Origin of the sequence: Streptomyces griseoluteus (assembly GCF_004784465.1) — a bacterium.
Classification (GTDB): domain Bacteria; phylum Actinomycetota; class Actinomycetes; order Streptomycetales; family Streptomycetaceae; genus Streptomyces; species Streptomyces griseoluteus.
The window spans coordinates 351,872-371,160 of sequence record NZ_SRRU01000009.1; the positions used below are offsets into that span (position 1 = coordinate 351,872).

Annotated in this window: 21 protein-coding genes and 4 pseudogenes; 12 read left to right on the forward strand and 13 right to left on the reverse strand. The window is 67.4% G+C overall.

All coding sequences use genetic code 11. From position 1 onward, the window contains the following. Window positions 1-343: 343 nt before the first annotated feature. From E5082_RS24900 to E5082_RS24930, 7 genes and pseudogenes are all read right to left on the reverse strand, one after another. A complete protein-coding gene (locus E5082_RS24900) occupies window positions 344-535 on the reverse strand; it encodes an ATP-binding domain-containing protein (protein ID WP_135793476.1) in 192 nt (63 codons plus the stop codon). 538 nt (window positions 536-1,073) lie between these two features. Next, window positions 1,074-1,841 (reverse strand): annotated as a pseudogene (locus E5082_RS33785) (UvrD-helicase domain-containing protein); the annotation flags it as partial. Further along, window positions 1,834-4,101, reverse strand: coding sequence for an ATP-dependent nuclease (locus E5082_RS24910; RefSeq protein ID WP_167514133.1), 2,268 nt, complete (start codon window positions 4,099-4,101; stop codon window positions 1,834-1,836). The gene E5082_RS24910 and the pseudogene E5082_RS33785, both read right to left, overlap by 8 nt. A 265-nt stretch (window positions 4,102-4,366) precedes the next feature. Beyond that, the gene (locus E5082_RS24915) at window positions 4,367-4,675 is read right to left on the reverse strand and encodes a hypothetical protein (RefSeq protein ID WP_135793478.1); all 309 of its coding nucleotides are present in this window, start codon (window positions 4,673-4,675) and stop codon (window positions 4,367-4,369) included. 65 nt (window positions 4,676-4,740) lie between these two features. Next, window positions 4,741-5,394, reverse strand: a complete 654-nt coding sequence (locus tag E5082_RS24920) for a hypothetical protein (protein ID WP_135793479.1) — start codon at window positions 5,392-5,394, stop codon at window positions 4,741-4,743. A 166-nt stretch (window positions 5,395-5,560) separates the two neighbouring features. Then, window positions 5,561-5,962: a hypothetical protein gene (locus tag E5082_RS24925; RefSeq protein WP_135793480.1), complete on the reverse strand. Its 402-nt coding sequence runs from the start codon at window positions 5,960-5,962 to the stop codon at window positions 5,561-5,563. 7 nt (window positions 5,963-5,969) lie between these two features. Beyond that, window positions 5,970-7,133, reverse strand: coding sequence for a hypothetical protein (locus E5082_RS24930; RefSeq protein ID WP_229918746.1), 1,164 nt, complete (start codon window positions 7,131-7,133; stop codon window positions 5,970-5,972). A gap of 145 nt (window positions 7,134-7,278) precedes the next feature. Between E5082_RS24930 and E5082_RS24935 the strand changes: the two genes are divergently transcribed. Together E5082_RS24935 and E5082_RS24940 are read left to right on the forward strand one after the other, a co-directional pair. Further along, window positions 7,279-7,470 (forward strand): hypothetical protein, encoded by a 192-nt coding sequence (locus E5082_RS24935; protein ID WP_135793481.1) that lies wholly within the window; start codon window positions 7,279-7,281, stop codon window positions 7,468-7,470. Window positions 7,471-7,594: 124 nt separating this feature from the next. Then, a protein-coding gene (locus tag E5082_RS24940) for an IS5 family transposase (protein WP_229918768.1) occupies window positions 7,595-8,394 on the forward strand; the annotation gives its coding sequence in 2 pieces (ribosomal slippage) (window positions 7,595-7,930 and window positions 7,933-8,394; 798 coding nt in all). A 72-nt stretch (window positions 8,395-8,466) separates the two neighbouring features. On the opposite strand, the pseudogene E5082_RS24945 reads toward E5082_RS24940, so the two are convergent. Next, a pseudogene (locus E5082_RS24945) lies at window positions 8,467-8,640 on the reverse strand (IS5/IS1182 family transposase); the annotation flags it as partial. A gap of 97 nt (window positions 8,641-8,737) precedes the next feature. Between E5082_RS24945 and E5082_RS24950 the strand changes: the two are divergent. The 3 genes from E5082_RS24950 to E5082_RS24960 all read left to right on the forward strand — a co-directional run bounded on the left by E5082_RS24950 (window position 8,738) and on the right by E5082_RS24960 (window position 10,184). Next, window positions 8,738-9,361, forward strand: a complete 624-nt coding sequence (locus E5082_RS24950) for a hypothetical protein (RefSeq protein ID WP_135793482.1) — start codon at window positions 8,738-8,740, stop codon at window positions 9,359-9,361. A 62-nt stretch (window positions 9,362-9,423) separates the two neighbouring features. Then, a complete protein-coding gene (locus E5082_RS24955; RefSeq protein WP_135793483.1) occupies window positions 9,424-9,759 on the forward strand; it encodes a ferredoxin reductase domain-containing protein in 336 nt (111 codons plus the stop codon). Next, entirely contained in the window at window positions 9,756-10,184 is a 429-nt protein-coding gene (locus E5082_RS24960) for a MerR family transcriptional regulator (RefSeq protein WP_135793484.1), read from the forward strand. The genes E5082_RS24955 and E5082_RS24960 overlap by 4 nt, the downstream gene beginning before the upstream one ends. A 69-nt stretch (window positions 10,185-10,253) precedes the next feature. On the opposite strand, the gene E5082_RS24965 is transcribed toward E5082_RS24960, so the two are convergent. The 4 genes and pseudogenes from E5082_RS24965 to E5082_RS32475 form a co-directional block, all read right to left on the reverse strand. After that, on the reverse strand, window positions 10,254-10,784 hold the full coding sequence (locus E5082_RS24965; RefSeq protein WP_135793485.1) for a hypothetical protein: 531 nt from the start codon (window positions 10,782-10,784) through the stop codon (window positions 10,254-10,256). Between the two features lie 88 nt (window positions 10,785-10,872). Continuing rightward, window positions 10,873-11,136, reverse strand: coding sequence for a hypothetical protein (locus tag E5082_RS24970; protein ID WP_135793486.1), 264 nt, complete (start codon window positions 11,134-11,136; stop codon window positions 10,873-10,875). Window positions 11,137-11,287: 151 nt separating this feature from the next. Then, window positions 11,288-11,542, reverse strand: a pseudogene (locus E5082_RS24975) (IS110 family transposase); the annotation flags it as partial. Between the two features lie 222 nt (window positions 11,543-11,764). Next, entirely contained in the window at window positions 11,765-11,935 is a 171-nt protein-coding gene (locus E5082_RS32475; RefSeq protein WP_167514134.1) for a hypothetical protein, read from the reverse strand. On the opposite strand from E5082_RS32475, the gene E5082_RS24980 reads away from it, so the two are divergent. The 7 genes and pseudogenes from E5082_RS24980 to E5082_RS25010 form a co-directional block, all read left to right on the forward strand. Then, window positions 11,924-12,253: a hypothetical protein gene (locus E5082_RS24980; protein WP_135793487.1), complete on the forward strand. Its 330-nt coding sequence runs from the start codon at window positions 11,924-11,926 to the stop codon at window positions 12,251-12,253. The genes E5082_RS32475 and E5082_RS24980 overlap by 12 nt on opposite strands. A gap of 232 nt (window positions 12,254-12,485) precedes the next feature. Next, on the forward strand, window positions 12,486-13,295 hold the full coding sequence (locus E5082_RS24985; protein ID WP_135793488.1) for a hypothetical protein: 810 nt from the start codon (window positions 12,486-12,488) through the stop codon (window positions 13,293-13,295). A gap of 907 nt (window positions 13,296-14,202) precedes the next feature. Next, window positions 14,203-16,272: a Shedu anti-phage system protein SduA domain-containing protein gene (locus tag E5082_RS24990; RefSeq protein ID WP_135793489.1), complete on the forward strand. Its 2,070-nt coding sequence runs from the start codon at window positions 14,203-14,205 to the stop codon at window positions 16,270-16,272. A 94-nt stretch (window positions 16,273-16,366) separates the two neighbouring features. After that, window positions 16,367-16,639: a hypothetical protein gene (locus E5082_RS24995; protein WP_135793490.1), complete on the forward strand. Its 273-nt coding sequence runs from the start codon at window positions 16,367-16,369 to the stop codon at window positions 16,637-16,639. A 48-nt stretch (window positions 16,640-16,687) separates the two neighbouring features. Continuing rightward, the gene (locus E5082_RS25000; protein ID WP_135793491.1) at window positions 16,688-16,912 is read left to right on the forward strand and encodes a hypothetical protein; all 225 of its coding nucleotides are present in this window, start codon (window positions 16,688-16,690) and stop codon (window positions 16,910-16,912) included. Between the two features lie 285 nt (window positions 16,913-17,197). Then, window positions 17,198-18,484, forward strand: coding sequence for a hypothetical protein (locus E5082_RS33070; RefSeq protein ID WP_229918747.1), 1,287 nt, complete (start codon window positions 17,198-17,200; stop codon window positions 18,482-18,484). A 38-nt stretch (window positions 18,485-18,522) separates the two neighbouring features. Beyond that, window positions 18,523-18,795, forward strand: a pseudogene (locus E5082_RS25010) (phosphoketolase family protein); the annotation flags it as partial. Here the strand turns inward: E5082_RS25010 and E5082_RS25015 are convergent. Continuing rightward, window positions 18,729-19,205 (reverse strand): hypothetical protein, encoded by a 477-nt coding sequence (locus E5082_RS25015; RefSeq protein WP_229918748.1) that lies wholly within the window; start codon window positions 19,203-19,205, stop codon window positions 18,729-18,731. The pseudogene E5082_RS25010 and the gene E5082_RS25015 overlap by 67 nt on opposite strands. Window positions 19,206-19,289: the final 84 nt, after the last annotated feature.

The window sequence follows — 19,289 nt, forward strand, 5'->3', positions numbered from 1 at the left end:
CACGGGGTTGGCTACTCGCGTGGGTGGCGGTGGTGACGGGGCCTGACCGCCCCGCCGGGTAGTGGCCCTCGCTCCGGGCAGGGATTCGCACAAGCTGAGGGTTGTCGCAACGGAGGTTGGTGGGCACGAACATTGAGAACGACAGCCCTCAAGTTCGTTTCAGCTTCCTCGGCTGACCAGGATGGTCATCGGAGGCGTGCCGCCAAAGCCCCGCCCCGTCCTCCTTCCCAGTTGCGCGCCCCGGCACCTCCACACCTGGAACCAGCTATCCGCACAGGGACTCCAACCGCGTAACAAGCACGTTGCCTGGCTCTCTCGCTACGGGCAACATTTTCACGAATTGCTACACCGCCAGGGTGCTGCGTCGAGCCCGGGTCAGCGCGACGTAGAGCGCGCGATGTGCCTCGTCGGATGAGTCGAGGCCCTTGCGGAGCGCAGCCGCGTCGGACTGCTCCAGCCGCACTCCGACTCTGTCCCATTCCCTGCCCTTCGCCTGGTGACAGGTCATGCCGAGAACCAGTTGCTCTTGTTCCACGTTCAAGCGCGTGCGCAAGTGGCCGAGAGCCGTGCGGGGCGTCCGCGCGTGTCCCCCCCGACGGTTCGACGCGCGTTTTGGCGAGCACGGTACGCACCAAGGAGGTCCAGATCGCGGTGATGTCGTCCTGGCCTGCCAGACGTTGCAGTGCACTCTGCAGGTGGGGGCGGAGCTCCTCGAACGTGTCGGTCTCCTTGATGCCCAGGGTGGTCCATGCCTCCGGGAGAAACAGGGTTGGCAGGCCGAGGGCCTTCTGGGTGAGTTCGTTCAGAAGTGCGGTGCACAAGGCCTTCTGGAGTGGCCCCATAGGCGCCTTCCACCGGGCGGCCAGGGGAAGCACTTGCGGGTCGCAGTCCCACAGCGACTGCCACCTGCGTGCGAGCACGACATCGACCTCACTCGCCGTTCCCTCCGGGAGGGTCGTGCTCTCCCGGCGGCGTAGTCCCTGCGCCAGTGACGTCTGGGTCGCGCTGTCGCGCCATCTGAACGTGGTCCGGAGCTCGCCGCGTTCGAACTTCAGCTGCCTAAGGAGCTGGCGCACGCTCTCCGGACGGGCGCCGCGAAAGGCGTAGAGAGCCTGCCACGGGTCTCCCACCAAGGTGACGGCCAGTCCCGCGTCAACGGCGACACGGATGATCTCCACATCAAGATCATTCGCGTCGTAGACCTCATCGACGAGCAGGGACCTGATCGCTGTGGCGAAATAGGCCGTCACACGCGTGCGAACCTCCTCGCTGCCCAAGGCGTCGCGCAGGACTTCACGAACGTTGTCGTGAGTGCACCACCCGTCGTCGATCGCGGAGGAGAAGTCCACCGGCCTAATGTGGTACTTCGGCTCATTCTCCTCTGGATAGGCGGTGGCGACTTGGGTGCCCACGAGGCGGAGGGCGGGTCTCACTTTGGTGCGAGTGGTAGGCAGATGGGGCGGCCATGCGTCCAACACTTCCAGTTCCTCATGGCCGCCCGGCCACCGGAGGACCTGGGTCCGCAGAAGGTGGGTGAGCAGGTCGTTCAGGACCGAGTCGAGCGTGACGATGCGATGGGGCCATGCCAGCGCCGACGGACCCCACTGCTGAGACACCCGGCTGCGTAGCTCCTCGGTGGCCGAACGGGTGAAGCTGACCGCCACGACTGCCCGGTGATCAGCCGCGCGCGCGAAGCGGTGCAGACCGAAGCGCTGGTGCGCGACGGTCGTCTTGCCTGAGCCCGGGAACGCCTCCACGTAGAGGAGGCGGCGAGGGCTCGCGGCGACGAGGAGTTGCTCTATCGTGAGGGCGGGGGCGCCGGGGGGCCGGCGGTTATTCATCGGCGCCCCCCGTTCGAGGTGCGGACGTAGGCCAGGCCCCTCTGGGGGAAGGGCGCCGGAGTAGCAGTTCCTCCCACGGCGGTGCGTCAGGTTCCGGCGTGTCTGGGAACGGTTCGTACCCGGCTGCTTCGGCCCAGTCGCTGTCCTCTTCCCTCTCCTTCTCCTCGAACCCCTGCCAGTGGAAGTCCTCGATTTTCCCAGCGTCCTGGTCGTCCCTGTCCCGTTCCTCCTTGACCACCGCCAGCCAGTCGGGTTCGTCGAGGGGCGCAAGAGGGTCGTTCTCCGACCCAGAGGCGTCGCCTTCTCCAGTGGGGTCGGGTGCGTAGAGGAACTCGAACAGCTGCCGCATGTGCTCCGGCACGGTCGCAAGGGCCGGCGCCTCCACGAGGTCCCATATCTCGGAGTCCACCTCGTTGGCCTTCGCGAGGAGACCGGCAAAGGCCAGCGCGAAGTCGCCCTTTTTGCTGGAACCGGATCCCGCTGGGACGGCGGGCTGGTCGCCCTTGGCCTTCTTTGCGCTGCGGAACAACTCATGCACGGACTGGGCCGTCACCTCCGGCACCTCCAGGTTGACCTCCTTCAAAGCGGCCGCGATCAAGTGCTCGTTGCCTTCAGTGATGGACGGTTCCAGAGTCGGGTGGCTGACGAAGGCGTCGACGACCGATGGGTCGTGCTCGGAGAGCCATTTCGGCTTCCTGGGCTCTGCGCTGTCGAAGGGAAGATCGCTGTCGACGAGGACCGCCAGTTTGTTGCATAGCTCACTGCCCCGGGTCGCCAGCAGACGCACCGGCCACTGCCCGACCTTCCAGCCCATGGGCACGATGCTGAGAGCGTCGATAAAGGAGTGCTTGCGCGCGTCCGCGCTGGCCCACACCTTGCCGAACTCCCGCAAGATGGCCGCGTCGGTGACGCCCTCGACCAACACCAGGCGCTCGGCGAAGAGCGCGGCGGACCGGCTTGCGTCCAGGTGGAGCTGTGTCTTCCGCAGAGTGACAGCGCGGTGCTTGTCCGGTACAACCTTGGCGAGAGCGCGGCAAACCCTTCCCTGTGCCGTCCGGCGCACGACGACGAGCTCCTCGGGGGCGCAGGCCGTGATGACATCGGATGCGTGGCTGGAGAGGACGACCTGCAGCTCGGGCCGCTCCTTGACGGTCCTGCGCAGGTAGCGGACGAGAGCGTGCTGCAACTGCGGATGGAGGTGGGCCTCGGGTTCCTCAATGACGACCGTCGCGTGGAATGGCTTCGTACCGAAAAAGGAGTCCTCCTCCGCATCGGCGTCGGCCTGCGCCTGTTCTAGGTTCAGGGCCGCCTGCCGGATTTGTTCCTCTTCTGTGAGAGGCGGCTGATTGGGGGAGTCCGGAGGAGGCCCGGCCTCGCTCTGGGGAGTCTTGGCGGAGTCTGGTATCGCCGCCAGGGTCACGGCGATGTGCAGCAGGTTGACGTATCCCAGCCCGGAGACTTCGAGGGGCCGGGCGAACCTGCGTCCCTCCATGACGGCGAGCATGACCTCCAGAACGCGGGCCAGGTAGCTGTCGTCGATGACCTGGCCACGTATGTACGGCCACTGCTGGCTCACCCCGGCCGACAAGTCCTTGAGGTATCCGCCGATCCTCTTCTCGACGGCGTCGATGATGCTCTCTTTGGCCAGCTCCTCAAGCAGTTGGGAGGCCCGTGCCCGGAGCCCCACGAGATTCCGGGTGCCGTTCAGGCGTTGTTGTTCGGCTCGGAGCAGTTCCACCAAGATCCGCGCCTCGCGGCGCGCCAGTTCGTCTAGCGGGTGGCGCCAGGCCGGTAGGTAGATCAGCTTGTACGGGTCCAGGTCCAGCAATCTGCCGTGTGCGCCATCAACCTTCGCGACGACCCCGCCGAGCCGGCGACTCAGCGTGACACCCCAGCTCTGGGCTAAGCGGCTCAGTGGCAGGTGGTCGACCTCGTGAAGCCTGCGTCCGAGAGGCCCTTCCTCTTCAAGGCTGTTACCGAGAAGGTAGGCGACGCTGATGGTGCGCGTGGCCCTCTCCGACGCGAGCGTGGCGGAACCGAACCTTGGCAGGACCGGGAAGCGGCTGGCGGCATGTGCCAGATAGAGCGCGTCTGTGAGGGTCGTCTTCCCCACGCCGTTGGCTCCGATCAGCACGCTGAAGCGGCCGGGGAGGTCGCAGACCATCGCGTCCTCCGCGCTCGCCCGGAATCCGCTCACCGCGATGTGACTCAGGTGCATCATGTCCCCCCACAGGCCAAACAGCACAATGAAGGTCATCATCCTCCACGCCACTGACATTCGACCGAAAAAATGGTCAGTTGGGGGTTCGTGCTGTAGTTGAAGGCACCCCCTGCCCGGGGCGGTACCCCTCGTACCTGGCAGAGGAGGGCTACGGTAGGGGTCGCCTTAACGGAGGTTGGCGGAGTCGAGGGCTAGTAACATAGACAACTGCGGAGCGTGCCTATAGCCGGAAAGCGGGTCCTCCTCACAGTCCGACCTCGGCCCATGAGGGGGCCGAAATACCTCTGTGCTGTCCTGTCGTTGGTCAGGGGCAGCCGAGGAATCGGGGTACAGGCAGCGGGTTCGGGAGCGGGTGGCGCGTCCAGCCGGTGTCGTAGTCCCAGTGCAGGACCTCGGTCTGGTCCAGCAGGCAGCCGACCCAGAGGCCGGTGATGCCGACCGGTACGTTCGGAGACCGCGGGGGCAGCAGGCCTGGAGCGGCGAGGCGGTGCCATGCCGAGGAACGCATCCAGGTGAGCCACAAGAACACCTCGCGGCGCGGTCGGACGGAAGCCGCGTTGAGCTTCAGGGCCAGGTCCTCGTGCAGCCCGAACTCGACTTCCAGCAAGTCCACCAGTTCCGTTCCGCCGTCGGCGTCAGCGATGGGCGGCGGGTTCGCCGGGAGCGCGGTCCGCCAGGTCAGGATCGTGCGAGGCTGATCCGTTCGCTCACGTCCCGGCGGGCCAGTTCTGCGAGTTCAGCATCGGTGTGGCGACCGGGGAAAAGGGCTCGCGTCGTCTCGGCCGATTTCTGTTCGTCCTCGGCCCGGCGCTTCTCCAGTGAAGCGAGGAAGTCCGGATCCAACGACCACAGCACCGGGCCCATCCGGAGTGGTTCCGGGAGGGGAGAGGGCGGTGGGGGCTTTCCCTGGCGGCGGTTCTTCTCGGCCTTCCCGGCCCAGTGGTCTGGGTTGAAAGCCGGCATCTGGTCGGACCCCGTCAGCAGGCCGGCGCTGATGTAGCCGGTAGTCGTGTCGCTGGGCGTGGAACAGCCGGAGATCACCCCGGCACTGCCCAGGACGCTGTATGGGCACGCCTCCTCGTGGAACTGATGCTCGATACAGGCCGTGCCAGGGGTGAAGCGGTGCACACCACGCCGTTCCAGCTCGGCCAGGGCCGGGCTGATGACGGTCAGGGCATCCCTGAAGCGAGGGTTCCCCTTGCGGCCCCCGTAGGTTGCCTTCGCCGTACTCTCGAACACCACGTGCCAGCCCAGATTCAACTCGGGTACCGCACGCTTCTTGAGGTACGGCTCCCAGGAGCGCCGGTTCCGCTCAGCCACACTGCTGGTCACCTTTGTGACCTCAACTGCCCGATCACCGCCGCACATAAAGTCGAAGCGCCCGTCGGGGGCAGCGCGTACCTCGTGGAAATCACCGCACCGAGGGCAGCGGTCATACGGTTCGACGGTCTCACCCGTGCAGTACCGCAGGACGCCTGCCGCCCTCAGCTCCACCGGATCACTTGCTCGGAACATGAGCCTTGTCCGTCCCGGCAGGCGCGTCCCAAGGGAGTACCAGCTGTTCCAGCGGCAGACGGGACAAGGTCTTGAACAAGTCGTCCCGGCGGTACCCGAGCCCCGCGGCAAGCAGAATTCGCACGTGCTGATCCAGTGCCTCGATCATGGTCGAGGGCAGGCCGACGGCCTCCGGGATGACCCACGCATCCCGCAGGAGCAGCGCCAGATCGGTATCGCCAACCGGCAGATGGACATGCAGCTCCCACGGAGGGACGGTCCGCAGAGGGCCCCGTACCGCCCGGCTCCGCCGCGCGAGCAAGCGCCGACCGGCCACTTGGAGAGCACGCAGCACCGCCATTTCGGCCATGGCCGCCGCCACGGTCTCACGAGGGCTCTGGATCATGATTCTCCTACTGGATCTCGGAGGCGTGCCGCGGCTGGAGGAACGGGACCAGCGGGGCTGGCAGCACGGCGGGGGATCCGAGCAGCTCCCATTGGCAGTCCGGCACTTTGCCGTCGAGGTCGCGTAACGACCGCCGCATCATCAACAGGATCAGGGAGTCCGACGCCCGGTCTGTGGGGGACCAGTGGCGGTCTCCCACCTGGGCCATCAGCACCAGCCCCGACACGAAGGCCCTGCCCATCAGCCAGGCGAGGGCCGCGTCGCCCAGCTCGCCGGCCTCGAGCTCCGCCTCGACCCGTGCGCACAGGTCCAGCGCCCACTCGCGGGTCGCCCCGCTCACCTCCCAGGCTTCCCGCAGGTCCTCCAGGGTGGCCGTCTCCGCCAGACTCAGCAGGGCGCCGCGCACGTCACCGTCGGGAACGGTGCTCATCCCGCCGTCCGGAAGGAACACCTCCTGGGCGGCATCAGGGATGTCATCGACCGTGTACTCGGCCAGTGACGCCCCCGGGTTGCCCCACCCCGTCGGCTGCACGGCCCGCAGCACGTCACCGATCCCCTGCGGCGTCACGGCGGCACCTCCACGTAGCACCGTGGTCACCGCGGCAACCGTGACCTCCCCGCCGGACAGGCTCGGAGGTTCCGGGTTCGCGTCCAGGTCGGCCAGCTCGGGAGGGGGCCACACCACCCCCCGGTCACGCATGTACCGGGCGATGCCCTCATCGATCCGACGCACCCGCGCGGGAACGAGCCGCACCCGCTGCCCCGAGGCGACCACCTCGTCGGCGACGCGCTCCGCCCACTCCTCCTCGTTCTCCCCCTCTTCCGGACCTTCCTCGCCGAGCCCGGCGCCCAGGCCCCGGACCGCCTTGCCGAAGGCGTCCCGCACGGTCTCCTCCGGCACCGGGTGCCCTTCGCCGAACAGTGCCAGCGCCACATGAGAGGGCCGAGCGCCCCTCCGCGCCAGCCGGGCGAGCGCCACGACCAGACCGAATGCCTCGTCGTCCGGAACCGACGTGCTCCCGCGCCCGCGGCCCAGCGCCCGCTTCGTGTGTTCCGGCAACAGCCCCGCCCGCCGCCACGACGCAAGCTGCTTCGCTGACACCACGAAACCGTGCTGACGCGCGTGCTCGACGAGCTGCTGATCAGCGGAGATCGGATCAGGAGAAGACATGCCGCGAACCTACCTACTTCCGTCGGAAGAGGCCGCGCCTTCGGGAATTAGAAACCCCCCACCTTTACCCGGGCCGGGCGCACCGGGCCTGGTGACCTGGGCGAACCGCCGCAGCGCACGGCCCGGCGGCACATTAGGAGGAACCATGCTCACTGCACTGACCGCCCTGCTCCCGACCACCGGGCCCTTGCTCTGGGTCCTGATCGCCGTCCTGCACATCTGGATCACCGTGTACATCGTCATCGTCGGAGTCGCCCTGCTGCACCCCCGCCGCTCCCGCCGGAGGGAAGCCCGCCAGATCCTCGACTGCCACCTCCTCGTCCTCAGGCCCCTGTGACCCTGCTGGAGAAGTGACCGCGGGGTTGTGGCAAGGGCCGGCCCCGGCCCTTGCCATCCGGATAGGCTGGTGTTGCCTTAGGCGTCATCTCATTTGGGTCGGTAGGCTGTTGGCCGTGGTGGGGATTGTCGAGCGGCTGGTGCCGGACGAGTTGTGGGAGCTGTTCCAGCGGGTGGTGCCGGAGGCGCCGTCGCGGCCTCAGGGTGGCGGCCGACGTCGCCACGGTGATCGTGAGGTGCTGGCGGCGATCGTGTTCGTGGCGACGTCCGGCTGCACGTGGCAGCAGCTTCCCGCAGCGTCGTTCGGACCGTCCGGGGCGACGGCTCACCGCAGGTTCACCGAGTGGACGAAGGCCAGGGTGTGGGCCAAATTGCACCGCCTGGTCCTCGACGAACTCGGCTCCCGCGGCGAGTTGGACTGGTCCTGCTGCGCGATCGACTCGGTGAACATGCGGGCCCTGAAAAGGGGGACCTGACAGGCCCGAATCCTGTCGACCGGGGCAAGTACGGCTCGAAGATCCACCTGATCACCGAGCGGACCGGTCTGCCCCTGTCCGTCGGAATCTCGGGCGCCAACGTCCACGACAGCCAGGCCCTGATCCCGCTCGTGAAAGGCATACCGCCGATCCGGTCCCGCCGAGGACCTCGCCGACGCAGGCCCGCCAAGCTCCACGCAGACAAGGGCTACGACTACCGCCACCTGCGACAATGGCTGTCCCAGCGACGCATTCGGCACCGCATCGCCCGCAAGGGCATCGAGACCTCACAGCGACTCGGCCGACATCGCTGGACCATCGAGCGGACCATGTCCTGGCTCGCCGGCTGCCGCCGCCTCCACCGCCGCTACGAACGCAAGGCAGACCACTTCCTCGCCTTCACCAGCATCGCCTGCACCCTCATCTGCTATCGCAGACTCACCAAATGAGATGACTTCTTAACGGAGTTTGGTGGACACCAGGGGAGACAACCCTGATCGGCTGAACACCGAGGCGTCCTAGGCAGCCACCAGTAGAACCCGGTCCTCAAGCGACAGTCCCCAGGGGCGTCCCGGACGTACTCCATCGGCGCCCTCGCGTCGCAGCGTCACGAGCAACGTGCGGAATTCCCGCGGAGTTAGCCCCGTGAACGGGAGTATCCACGAGGCTTCCGATGCGGTGATCACACGAGGCATCCCGTGATCTTCGCATCGGCCAGCAGAGTCCGGAGGCAGGCAGCGGGGTCCCGGACGCTCCCGCGGGAATGTTCTCGTTCTCTGCCATGCTTCGCGCGTGGCTTCTCCTGGCTCCCGAACGAAGACGACCGATGTGTGGTCGCTGCCCCAAGACGAGCAACTCATTGGGCAGCGCATCAGCGAAGCCCTGCCGCGCTCCGGCTGGCTGTGCAGTCACCCCGGCCCGAAGGGCCTTCACCAGGTGCATCTGCATCGCTCACTCGGTGAGGCCCTGAGCTGCGGCGGTCGGCAAGCGTTTCTGCTTCTGCCGACCGAGGCCCGGGCACCTGAGGACGTCCTGGTGGACGACGCCGTCGCCCCCAGATCCGACCTCGGACACTCGGCCGTCGTGCAGTTCCTTTGCTCACGCCGCCTTCAGGACGGCGAGGGCGAAGTCTTCGAGGCCGGCCGTCTCGCGGTGCGCTGGTTCGAGCAGGAGGTCGGGCCGGAGAGACATCAACTCCTGACCGAGGAGACGCGCCTTATCTGGAAAGTCCTGCGAGCGGCGACCAGGCCGGCCATCGTCGAGAGCACGCAGGGCCGACGAATCTCCGGCATGAGGATCGGCCTTGCCGCCCATGACCTCGTGACCAGCAGCGGGATGCTGCTGACGCGAGGCGGTGTCCAACGTCTGCGTCTGGCCGCCGCGCCCCCAACCGGTCAGATGCGGGCCAAGCTTTAGGTGCAGGTTTAACCGTTGAAGGTGCCCCCGCCCTCGGGGGCGTGATGACGGGAGTGAGTGCGATGAGTGATCTGGCCTGGGTGTCGCAGTCCTGCACGCTGCCCACCGAGGAGCGGCCCTTGCGGGTCGCGGAGTGGGATGCGCTGTTCTCCGAGCGGCTGACGTCGCTGTCCCGGCCGCAGCCGCTCCGGCTGCGGCCGGACCTGGCGGATGGCGAGGGCGTTGAGGAGCGGGTCCGTGCCTTGGTGGAGCGTGAGAGCGGCTGCTGCTCGTTCTTCACCTTCACCGCCACCCCGGGCGAGGACTTGATCTCTCTGGACATCTCAGTGAACCCGGCGCACGAGGCGGTCCTGGACGCCCTAGCCGCGCGGACCGCTGCCTCGCAGGAGTGGCGGTGAGCTCGGGCCTACGCAGCGGGCAGGTCGCCGAGGCGGCCGGGGTGAACGTGCAGACGCTGCGGTACTACGAGCGGCGCGGCCTGCTGGCCGAGCCGGAACGAAGCAATGGCGGTCACCGCCTGTACGGCGAGGAGGCGGTGACCGCGCTGCGGGTGATCAAGGCGGCCCAGCGGCTCGGGTTCACGCTGCTGGAGGCCGGCCGCCACCGCCACGGCCGCTCCGTGGCGGGGCTCCAGGAACGTGCTGCGGCCAAGCGCGCCGAGGTCGACCGGAAGATCGCCGACCTGGCCACCATCCGCACCGCCCTGGCCGCCGCCGTCGAGGCGGGCTGCGACGACCTGACCGTGTGCGCGTCCAGCGCCTGCTGTCCCATCCCCTTCACCGACCTCGCCGAGGAGAACCGCCATGCCGGACCTTGCTGCTGACCACCACCCCCACCGCGCCCCGAAGGCGCTCGGGGGCTTGGCAGCCTTCGCGTGTGTGGCGCCATAACTTCAGCGATCCACAGATCTTGACAATTGCTCCGACCGTCCGCACAACGCACAGGCCACGGCAGTCTCCACGCAGGTCTTCCCGGCGCGGAAGTCACTGCCAACGAACATCTCCGCAGAGCCCGGCACGCAGTCATAGAACTTGCTCATAAACGCGTGCGCCTGCTGCTCGGCGCTCTTGGCCGTGGCCTTGTCGGGCAGAGCGTCGGAGAAATGGGCCTGGATCAGCGTGTGTTGCCAGCGATTGACTTCCCCGATGTGCCGTGTGAGGCGTTCCCATGGAGCGCTGCTGTACCCGATCTTGATGCGGGGTGTGTGTCCGGCGATCTCCAGGACGTAGAGCCGATGTTCACGGTACCCGTGCTCGCGAAGGAAGTCATTGGCGGTAGCGCGGGCGCGGTCCTGGATGCGTAGGGCAAAAACGGGCAGCGGCCCGCTGCCGGCGTCCTGCATGAGCCGTCGGGCCAGGCTGCGGGGCTTCTTGATGATGACGCTCCGCTGCGACGGCGGAGGCGGGGGGATCGGTGCCAGCATGCAGAGATTGTCGCCCAACGACCTTGTGCGGTAAGCGAGTTCGCCGGAACTGCGTGCGAAGCGCTACTCTCCGCCTGCAGACGCCCGCCTAGTCGTCGTTCGGCAGGTACCACCCGTGCTCGCGATGCCTGGGCTCTGGTGGGTTCGGGTTCTCGCGGGCATAGGCCTCGTTTGCACGGCGAATCATCTCTGCGTCGTAGCGGTGCAGCTCGTCGTACAGTTTGTCCGCTTCGTTGAGATCCCCGGCGGATACGTAACGCTCTCGCAGCGCCTCACGTTCGTCTGCGAGTTCCGCGTCGGACAGCGGGCGGAGGCTACCGAGGCCACGCGCGATAGAGTTGAAGATGCCCATACGTTGATGTTGTCACGCTGAGGGCTACCGCCGCGCTGTTGTCCGCCAATACCGCCTCGAAGGTGCGCGAAAACGCCCGGCTCGCGGCTGCTGAGATCACCCCGTCGAAAGGTCCCATCCACAGCTCTTGACTGATTCCTAATGCGGTCTGTCAAGCCGCGAGAGCGGTGGGTGGCACGAGTTCGTAGGTCCGTCCGTCGCGGAGGAGGGCCCAGAGGACGTTGACGCGGCGGCGGGCCAGAGCGAGGACGGCCTGGATGTGGCGCTTGCCTTCGGCTCGCTTGCGTTCGTAAAACCGGCGGGACTCATCGCAATGGCGGATGCTGAACAACGCGGAGATGTAGCATCTGCTCGCCGAAGCTCGCCGCCACCTCGCTCTCGTCCTGCGCGGCCGCCGCCGCGGCCCCGGCCTGGAGGACCAGATCGTGGCGGCCGTCATCTCCAGCCACTGCCTGGATATCAGCGAGCCGAAGACCGTACGCGGTCTGGAGGCGGGCTACCGCCCCTACACCGCCCGGTGGTCCCTGTCCGAACTCCCCGCCCGCCGCCGACCTCCGACCCCCGCGCCCAACCTGGACCGCCAACCCACAGCCAGTCCCGGCGAGCTGACCGCGCACCGGCTCACGGATCAGGATGCGGGGGAGTGGGAGATCCCCCGCATCCCGCTCCAGTACGAGCGCGCCGTCCTCGCCGGCGTGGTGGTGCGCGAGAAGCTGCGCACCACCACCGCCACGCCACCGCCGTGCGGGGCCGTGCGTACGTCGTCGTCGCCCACCAGCAGGCGGCGATGCCCGAGCATCTGCTCGCACCCGAGCTGGCCGACCCCGAGATCGACGATCAGGAGCAGGAGCCCGGCCGACGCGAGGGGCTGGACCTGACGACGCTGCGGGCCCTGCGGAAGTCCCGCACCGACGTGGAAGCCCTCGATCTCACCACCGAGCGGCTGCGTCACCTCGGGGCCGCCTTCACGGCGGCAGCCGACCGGGCCCGCGCCACGATGGACCGCTACGCGCACCATGACGATGCCGACGACGCGCATCCGGTGCGCGAGGACGACCAGCGGGCGCACCGCCCGCAGGAGCCCGGACTGCACCGTGGCCGGGAGGCCTGCCACTGAGTGCAGCCGATGTCGAGGTGCATCTGGAAATGGCATCACCTGCCTTGTTCGGGCTGTTTACGATCCCTCCGTGACTGAAGAATGGACCTCTGCCCTTAGCTTTTCTTCCTTCGCAGCCCCTCGGAGAGCGGACGGTACAGCCGCAACCACTGACCCGCGCCCCGCGGTTGAAGCTACTGCGATGCGCTGGCAGGGCCACAGCAGCTGCGGAGAGACTGCTGTGGTGGCGTCCATGGCGCTCCTGGAGGCAGCTGATGTGCGTGGCAGGGGGCCGCTGATCAACCGAGTTGTGGAAATACATGGGCTCGCCGGCAGCATCGGGGAGCAGTTGACGCTGGCGTGGGCTGCTGAGCAAGACGCTCAGCGCTTCCAGGACCCGGCCATCGAACGTGACCCGCAACACCTTGAGGACATCCAGAGCGCGCAACGTATGGCTGTGCGAGCCCTATGCGAGATGAGCACGCACTTCCTGTTGGGAGCCGCGCACAGTCTGGCCAATCTCGTTCTGCGTGCTGCACTCTGCAGCCTGTCAGCAGCCTCCGTAATCAACGCCTCAAAGAGGAATCGCAAGGCCAAGGGGTTTGAGCCGAACACCGATTTGTGGACGGCGTGGCCGACGTTCTCTTCGTCGCTCACCGTCGAACTGTGGGCCAAAGAGCTGCCCCAAGCAGCCGAAGCAAGTGGACTTGAGCCACTCAAGCACCTGGTTGCCCGTCTCTCGATGCTGCAGCAGGATCCCCGGTTCAAGGCGCTGGACGAGCGCCGCAGCATGGACTACCACCGCCGACGCCCGCAGTCGCTCCAACACACGTCTCCCCATGCCGGAGTATGGTCCTACAACGAAGCCACCAAGACTTCGACCATCAAGATGGTCGCCTCCAGCGCGGACGCCCGGCGAGATGAAACCCTCGTCCATCAGATCTGCGTCGCTGCTTTGACCTGCATCTCCGAAGCTATGGATGATTTCGAACCGCTACTGGCGGAAAGTCTCTCAGCTTGCCATCTGGCATGGCGGCCGACAGATGCTCGATGGGCTCACTGAATCGGGGGTGCAAGGGTCAAACCTGGACCCCTTGTCCAGGTCCGCTACCGCCCGGACCATCGTTTCGTTTCCCCTTGACGGCGCCCGCTGCTGTCCGCGGTCAGACCGCGGACAAGGGGGCCCCAGCACGCTGCTCCTCGATTCCCTCCACCCAAGGGCGGCACCCGACACGAAGGAGCCACAGCGATGACCACGCACTGACCACCGGCAGGCGCCCGGCGCGCCCGCCCCGACCATGGGCCCGACCAGCACCGGGCACGCCGACCCGGCCTCCTGTGGTGCGCAATTGGGGCGCCACTGTGAAACCCACTTTGGTGCCCGCCACCGAGCAGGACCGAAAACCCGCAGGTCATCGCGAGATACGGGCGCGGGCGGCGTTTTCACAACCCTCTGGCAACTCGCGCCGCGAAGCTCACGACGCCCGCCAGCAAGCTGAGTACGCAGCCCGCGCACGGGAGTACAAGGAGCAGCTGCGCTGCGCGGCCGAGCGGGAGGCCCGCCGTCCCGTGTGCGCTGGCTGCGGCACCCGGTTCACCGATGCACGGTGGAGGGCCATCGAGCCCGCCGGATAGGACGCGCCACGGGAGACCCACCCGCACCTGTGCGACGACTGCAAGCAGCGAGCGATCACCGCCGAACGCCCAGCCGAGCAGGCCGGGAACGAGCACCTGGAGCACGACCAGGCCGTGCCCGAGCAGAAGGCCGACGGCACCTGGCTCTCCCCTTCCGCGGCTGACGTCCGAGCGGAGACCACGGCCGGGCAGAACCGTCCTGCCCGGCCGCGGTGGGGATGTGCGCGCCTCGCGGTCCGCGGTCATGCTGCGGCACTCTGCCTGACGTCTCGTCTCGGAGAGGAAAAATCTCGATCTGCCGGTACCTGGTCGCCCTGCCCTTCATCCTGAGACACATGACGTCCAGTGACCCCGCCTCGGCACACCCGCAGCCATCGATCACAGCGGTGACGCGGTACGACATTTTCACCTACCTGCGCGAGATACCGAGCCCCTGGTGGGGGAAACTGGACGAGGTCACGTTCCTGGAGAGCCTTTACGACCTGGACCTACCTGCCCCCGAGAACAGCCGGCTCCCGACTGTCCGAGCTGACATCCAGCAGCACAGGATTAACAACTATGACCTGGACGACGACTGGATCTTCCAGGACCCCCGATTGGGGCTATCCGATGGGCCGGACGAGGTACTGCTCGCCTTCCTGGCACGAACCGTTCACCCCGAAGTCGCGGCTGGTGTCGAGGAGGCAACGAAGCAGGTTGAGGAGCTCAACCGGCTGCTGGCACCGGACGGATGGGGCCTACGCCCACACGACTTCCTCTCTGGCCGCCCTATCTACATGCCGGTCCGGCTTCCGCCCACGGGACCGCTGGTCCCGCTGCCGTTGAACGACGACGACTCGAGCAAGCTCGACCTGGTCCTAGGACAGACTTACAGCCTCCTGGACTGTGCCGGCGAGGAGACCGCGTGTGACCTGTTGCGTACGGCTGTCCTGACCCTGCGCCGCGACGGCGGCTTCTTCCACCCCATGCCCGGTGACGGTTGGACGGCGGACACCTACGAAGGGGTCCTGACCGTGGAGCGCGAACTCCAGCCCACCTGCACCCCGGAGATGAAGGAGCTGATCTGGCGGACACTGCAGCCCCTGCTCAGCCAGCTCGGGCGCACCGACGTCCAGAACCTTGTGGTCGAAGGCGATAACCGGCCGCTGCCTAACATCTCCCCGGACTGGCGGACCGAGGCTGCGGCGCCCGCTACCCCCCTCGTTCGCGGTCTCCGCCTCTTCTTCTCCACTACCGAGTTCGACGTCACCCAGAGGGACTTCACCGATCTGGAGATCCGCGCCTCGCAGGACCGCAGCGGGTTCCACTACCTCTACGACATCCGCGCACGCCGGATGATCAACGACTTCGTTCTCGACGACCGGCCCCGGGTGGCCACCCTGTGCAGCGTCACCATCATCAAGAAGGGCGACACCTTCACGCCGAGGATCAAATTGTGGAAGAAGGATAAGAGGAAGGCGGGAGAGGTCCCCGCCACGTATACGGTGCCCGACACCGGGGCCACCCGGGCTGTCAAGGCGCTCGTCGACACCGGGGATGCCCACGAGAACTTCTGGAAGGTCATCAACTTCCTCCAGGGCTGCGCCGGCCTGAGCACACCCGGCGGCTCCTTCCAGCTCGTGGCCGAAGACGAGGCCCAGCTGACCCAGCTGCTGACCGGCCAGGACCGGACGATGGTTCTCGGTGCGGTCAGGACCGCGATCGGCGGCGGCCTCACCGAGGAGGACATCCGGTTGATCAGTAACCGCAGGGAGCAGCTCCAGAGGTTCGAGCGACTGTTGACCGATTCGGACTACTTCCAGCAAGAGGAGAGCCTGGCAACGACGCGGGGGGCGGAGGCGGTCTGGCAGGCCTTCTTCGAGGCGAACCAGTGGATCTTCGGCTACGGACTCAACCTCATCGCCTGTGAATCCATCGACGACGGCAAACTGGAACGCATCACCACCGGTGCCGACATCTTCGGCGGAGCCGGGAAACGCATCGACGCCATCATGCGTTCCAAGGGCCTGATCAGCAGCATGCTCTTCTGTGAAATCAAGACACACGAAACGGAGCTGCTCGCCAAGACCCCGTATCGCGGGGGCGTCTACCAGGCATCGAAAGAACTGGGCGGCGGCGTGGCGCAGGTGCAGAAGACCGTGAGCAAGGCCCAGCAACTCATCTCCCGAGAGTTCCTCACCCATATCCACGACGACGACGGCACCCCGACCGGCGTCGAACTCTCCACCACCCGGCCCCGGCAGGTCGTGGTGATCGGGAGCCTCCGCGAGTTCACCCACAACGGCCGTGTAAACCCGGAGAAGATCAACTCCTTCGAGCTCTACCGGACATCTATCCAGGACGTTGAGATCATCACGTTTGACGAGCTCTACCAGCGAGCGTGCTTCATCGTCGAAGATCGCTAGGCCGCCCCTCTGTCGGTCTGGGCGGCCTGTGCGAGACGACGGCCTACGGCCTCGCGTGACCCGGGCTGTCAGTGGCGGCTGCCAGGCTGAACGGATGGACCGTAATGACGAGCAGCTGCTGCGCGGCCGGGTCTACGGCACCGACCACGACCACCCGGGCCCGCTCCCGCACTGTGGCTACGCTGAACTGGTCGGTGGCCCGCTCGATGGGCTGCTGCTCGACATCACCGGCTGGACAGCGGACGAGATCCAGACTGGCGTCGCGCTGATGACCGAGCTTGGGCAGTTCGGCGCCGGCGGCCGCGCCCTGTACGACCCGCGACCCGGCCAGCGGAACCGCTGGGACTGGTCTGGCGACTCACCTTGACACCCCTGGGCCGACTCGCCCAGACCCGCCCGGGGCACGCTGGAAGGCGTGACCAGCGCGCCAATCGTCGTGCACCGGCCCTCGCCCTCGGGCGGCCAGAAGGTCACCGTGCACACCAATGACCGGAACGAGATCCTCGGCACCGCCTACAGCGACCACGACTTGGTCGTGTTCCTCGAGGGCACCGGAGTGGTCAAACCCGACGCCCTCCTGGACGACCCGCAGTGGGTGGAGTGGCGCGGCGGCCACGCCCACGAGTTCCCCGCCGCCTGACGTCTGAGGGCACGGGAATGTGCGGCATACAGTGCCGGGCATCAGCGTCGTCGTTGAGCTCCACCTCACCAGGTGTCGATGTGCAGTGGCTTTCCCTTGTGGGGGGCATCGGACATCGGTGCAGTCCGCGCCCGAGGCTTGTTCCGAATGGAGGCCGGTCTGACGGCGGGTTCGCTTGGCTGATCCGACTCCTGCCGGATTGTCAGTGCCGGGCTTTACCGTCGATACAACGACCTCCGACGGTGATGGCGGTGTGAGTTGGCGAACGTCGTCTGGCACAAGAGCATGCGGATCCTGCTTGACCTGACCCGGGAGGACTTGGACCACCCGGAACTTCCCGAGCTGTGGGACACCATCTACAAGGCGGACCGGTTCTTCGGACGCCTGGGAGTGCCGGTCAGTGAGCGAGATCTGCAGTGCGGAGGCGTGTGCCGCGACATGGGCGTCGAAGCTCCCATGCACCTAAGGATGCGCGGCGGTCGGCGCGAGGCCGTGCACGAACGCCGCGAGGACGAAGAACGCCACACCGCCCCGATGAGCGACGAGCACAAGGCCTACCAGGAACGCATCCTGCGTGCCGCACAGGAAGGCGGTTTCAGCGGCGACAGCGAGGTACGCACCCGGGTAGGCCGCAGCTGGATCCAGACCGACACTCTCGTCGAAGGAGCCGACGGCCGTCGCATCGGCTGGGAAGTACAGCTGTCCACCATCGACGAGAGCGGCCTACGCGGCGTCCGTGCCCGTGCCGCCAAGGCCACCAAGAACGGCATCACCCCCGCCTGGCACACCGACCGCGCCGCCTACGCCCAGCGCAACGACACCCACTGGACCCGCAGCGACCACCTTCCCGCCTACGTCATCACCCGCACCGGCGACCTCCGCATCGTCTCCGGCTTCCGCGCCCTTGAGTTCTGGCACTGCGACACCCGATCCCTCTACCCCTGCCCCCACGGCGTCCGACGCTGCGGCAAAGCCCACGCCACCCCCAAACCCCGCCATGTCCTCTTCGACGACATGGTCCGCCAGACCGCCGCCGGCACCATCGTCCCCATCCAGTTCCGCGCCGGGACCACCGTGCACCGCTACTGGGTCACCAGCACCGACCGTGACCGGCTGGACGATCTTCACAGCGACGACACCCGCCTGCCGCCCGAACGGGAAACGACCCAAGCGGGCGGTGCGAGCTGCAACCGCCCCACCTGCAAGCCTCCTGCATCGCTCACCGTCCAAGTCCCACCGTCTCAACCCAACATCCCGGTTCAGCCCTCGGCACCGGCCATCGAGACCGCTCCCACTGGCCCCGAGCAACATGCAGACCACACTTGGCAGGCGGCCGACAGCACGACGGGACCACTCGGCGAACTGATCACGCTCCAGCAGGCCGCCGACGACGCCCGCCTCCATCTCCAGCAGCTCCACGGCCACCGCGAACGGGACCAGCAGCGCCAGGTATGGCGGGACGCCGCGGCGACCGTGCAGGCCGCAGTGACCCACTACGCCCGCACCCACTCCCTGAACCGCCACGAGGTCGAAGCACGCCTCCGACAACTCGTTCCACGTACCGTGCAGTAGGCGCGTACATCTTCATGTGAGTGGGGCTGCCGCGGCCCCGCCTGGCCTACCGCCGCACGGGTCGCAAGAACCTTCACGTGCGCGGCTACAAGGAGATTGGCACCACGACCACCCCGTTCGACATGGTGGTCCGTAACGACCTCGATCGCTACCGCCTGGTCATGGACGTCATCGAACGCGTCCCCGGCCTCGCGGTTCGCGCGGCGGCCGTACGCCAGCGGATGGTGGACGCCCGCCAGCGCCATCAGGCCTGGATCCGGGAGCACGGCATGGACCTGCCCGAGGTCGCCGACTGGACCTGGGACGGCTGAGCGGCCACATCCCGCCCCGCGCCCCGACGACGCCCGAGACGCCCGTCACAGAACCCGGCTGCGTGGTAGCCGCCGCCGGGATGTTCGGCTAGGTAGCACAGCGGCACCAGGCCGGGGGCGGCCTCGGTGCCGACCAGGCCGCGCAGGGCGGGGCCAGCGATGGCGTCGGGGAACAGTTCACCGCCGTCGATCCTGGCCGCCCCGAGCCGGGTGCCGCCGGGGTGCAGCGCTTCGACCGGGCAGGGCCCCAGCGTGTCCCAGCGGACGATCATGGTGGTGGCCGGCCGGCATACCTCCTGTGGTGGCACCCGTATCGGCTCGTCTGGTCGCCGTGGCACGGTGCGGTTGAGGAGGTGGACGCCGCCGAGGACGACCCAGGCTCCCCGGTCCGAGAGCTGCTCATCGGGCACGCTGGTCTCCTTCGTGTGAAGCGGGTGCCACGGGTGATCGCCCTGCAGCCCGAAGGGGCACCGGGTCGGCCGGACATCCCCGGA

What these genes read in the sequence shown, in the direction of transcription:
- E5082_RS32475 (WP_167514134.1), bottom strand. Translation starts at nt 11,935, where the DNA reads ATGCTCGGGCATCGCCGCCTGCTGGTGGGCGACGACGACGTACGCACG.
- E5082_RS24970 (WP_135793486.1), bottom strand. Translation starts at nt 11,136, where the DNA reads ATGGGCATCTTCAACTCTATCGCGCGTGGCCTCGGTAGCCTCCGCCCG.
- E5082_RS24985 (WP_135793488.1), top strand. Translation starts at nt 12,486, where the DNA reads ATGGCGCTCCTGGAGGCAGCTGATGTGCGTGGCAGGGGGCCGCTGATC.
- E5082_RS33070 (WP_229918747.1), top strand. Translation starts at nt 17,198, where the DNA reads ATGCGGATCCTGCTTGACCTGACCCGGGAGGACTTGGACCACCCGGAA.
- E5082_RS24955 (WP_135793483.1), top strand. Translation starts at nt 9,424, where the DNA reads ATGAGTGATCTGGCCTGGGTGTCGCAGTCCTGCACGCTGCCCACCGAG.
- E5082_RS24910 (WP_167514133.1), bottom strand. Translation starts at nt 4,101, where the DNA reads ATGATGACCTTCATTGTGCTGTTTGGCCTGTGGGGGGACATGATGCAC.
- E5082_RS24930 (WP_229918746.1), bottom strand. Translation starts at nt 7,133, where the DNA reads ATGTCTTCTCCTGATCCGATCTCCGCTGATCAGCAGCTCGTCGAGCAC.
- E5082_RS24980 (WP_135793487.1), top strand. Translation starts at nt 11,924, where the DNA reads ATGCCCGAGCATCTGCTCGCACCCGAGCTGGCCGACCCCGAGATCGAC.
- E5082_RS24995 (WP_135793490.1), top strand. Translation starts at nt 16,367, where the DNA reads ATGGACCGTAATGACGAGCAGCTGCTGCGCGGCCGGGTCTACGGCACC.
- E5082_RS24935 (WP_135793481.1), top strand. Translation starts at nt 7,279, where the DNA reads ATGCTCACTGCACTGACCGCCCTGCTCCCGACCACCGGGCCCTTGCTC.
- E5082_RS24965 (WP_135793485.1), bottom strand. Translation starts at nt 10,784, where the DNA reads ATGCTGGCACCGATCCCCCCGCCTCCGCCGTCGCAGCGGAGCGTCATC.
- E5082_RS24990 (WP_135793489.1), top strand. Translation starts at nt 14,203, where the DNA reads ATGACGTCCAGTGACCCCGCCTCGGCACACCCGCAGCCATCGATCACA.
- E5082_RS24925 (WP_135793480.1), bottom strand. Translation starts at nt 5,962, where the DNA reads ATGATCCAGAGCCCTCGTGAGACCGTGGCGGCGGCCATGGCCGAAATG.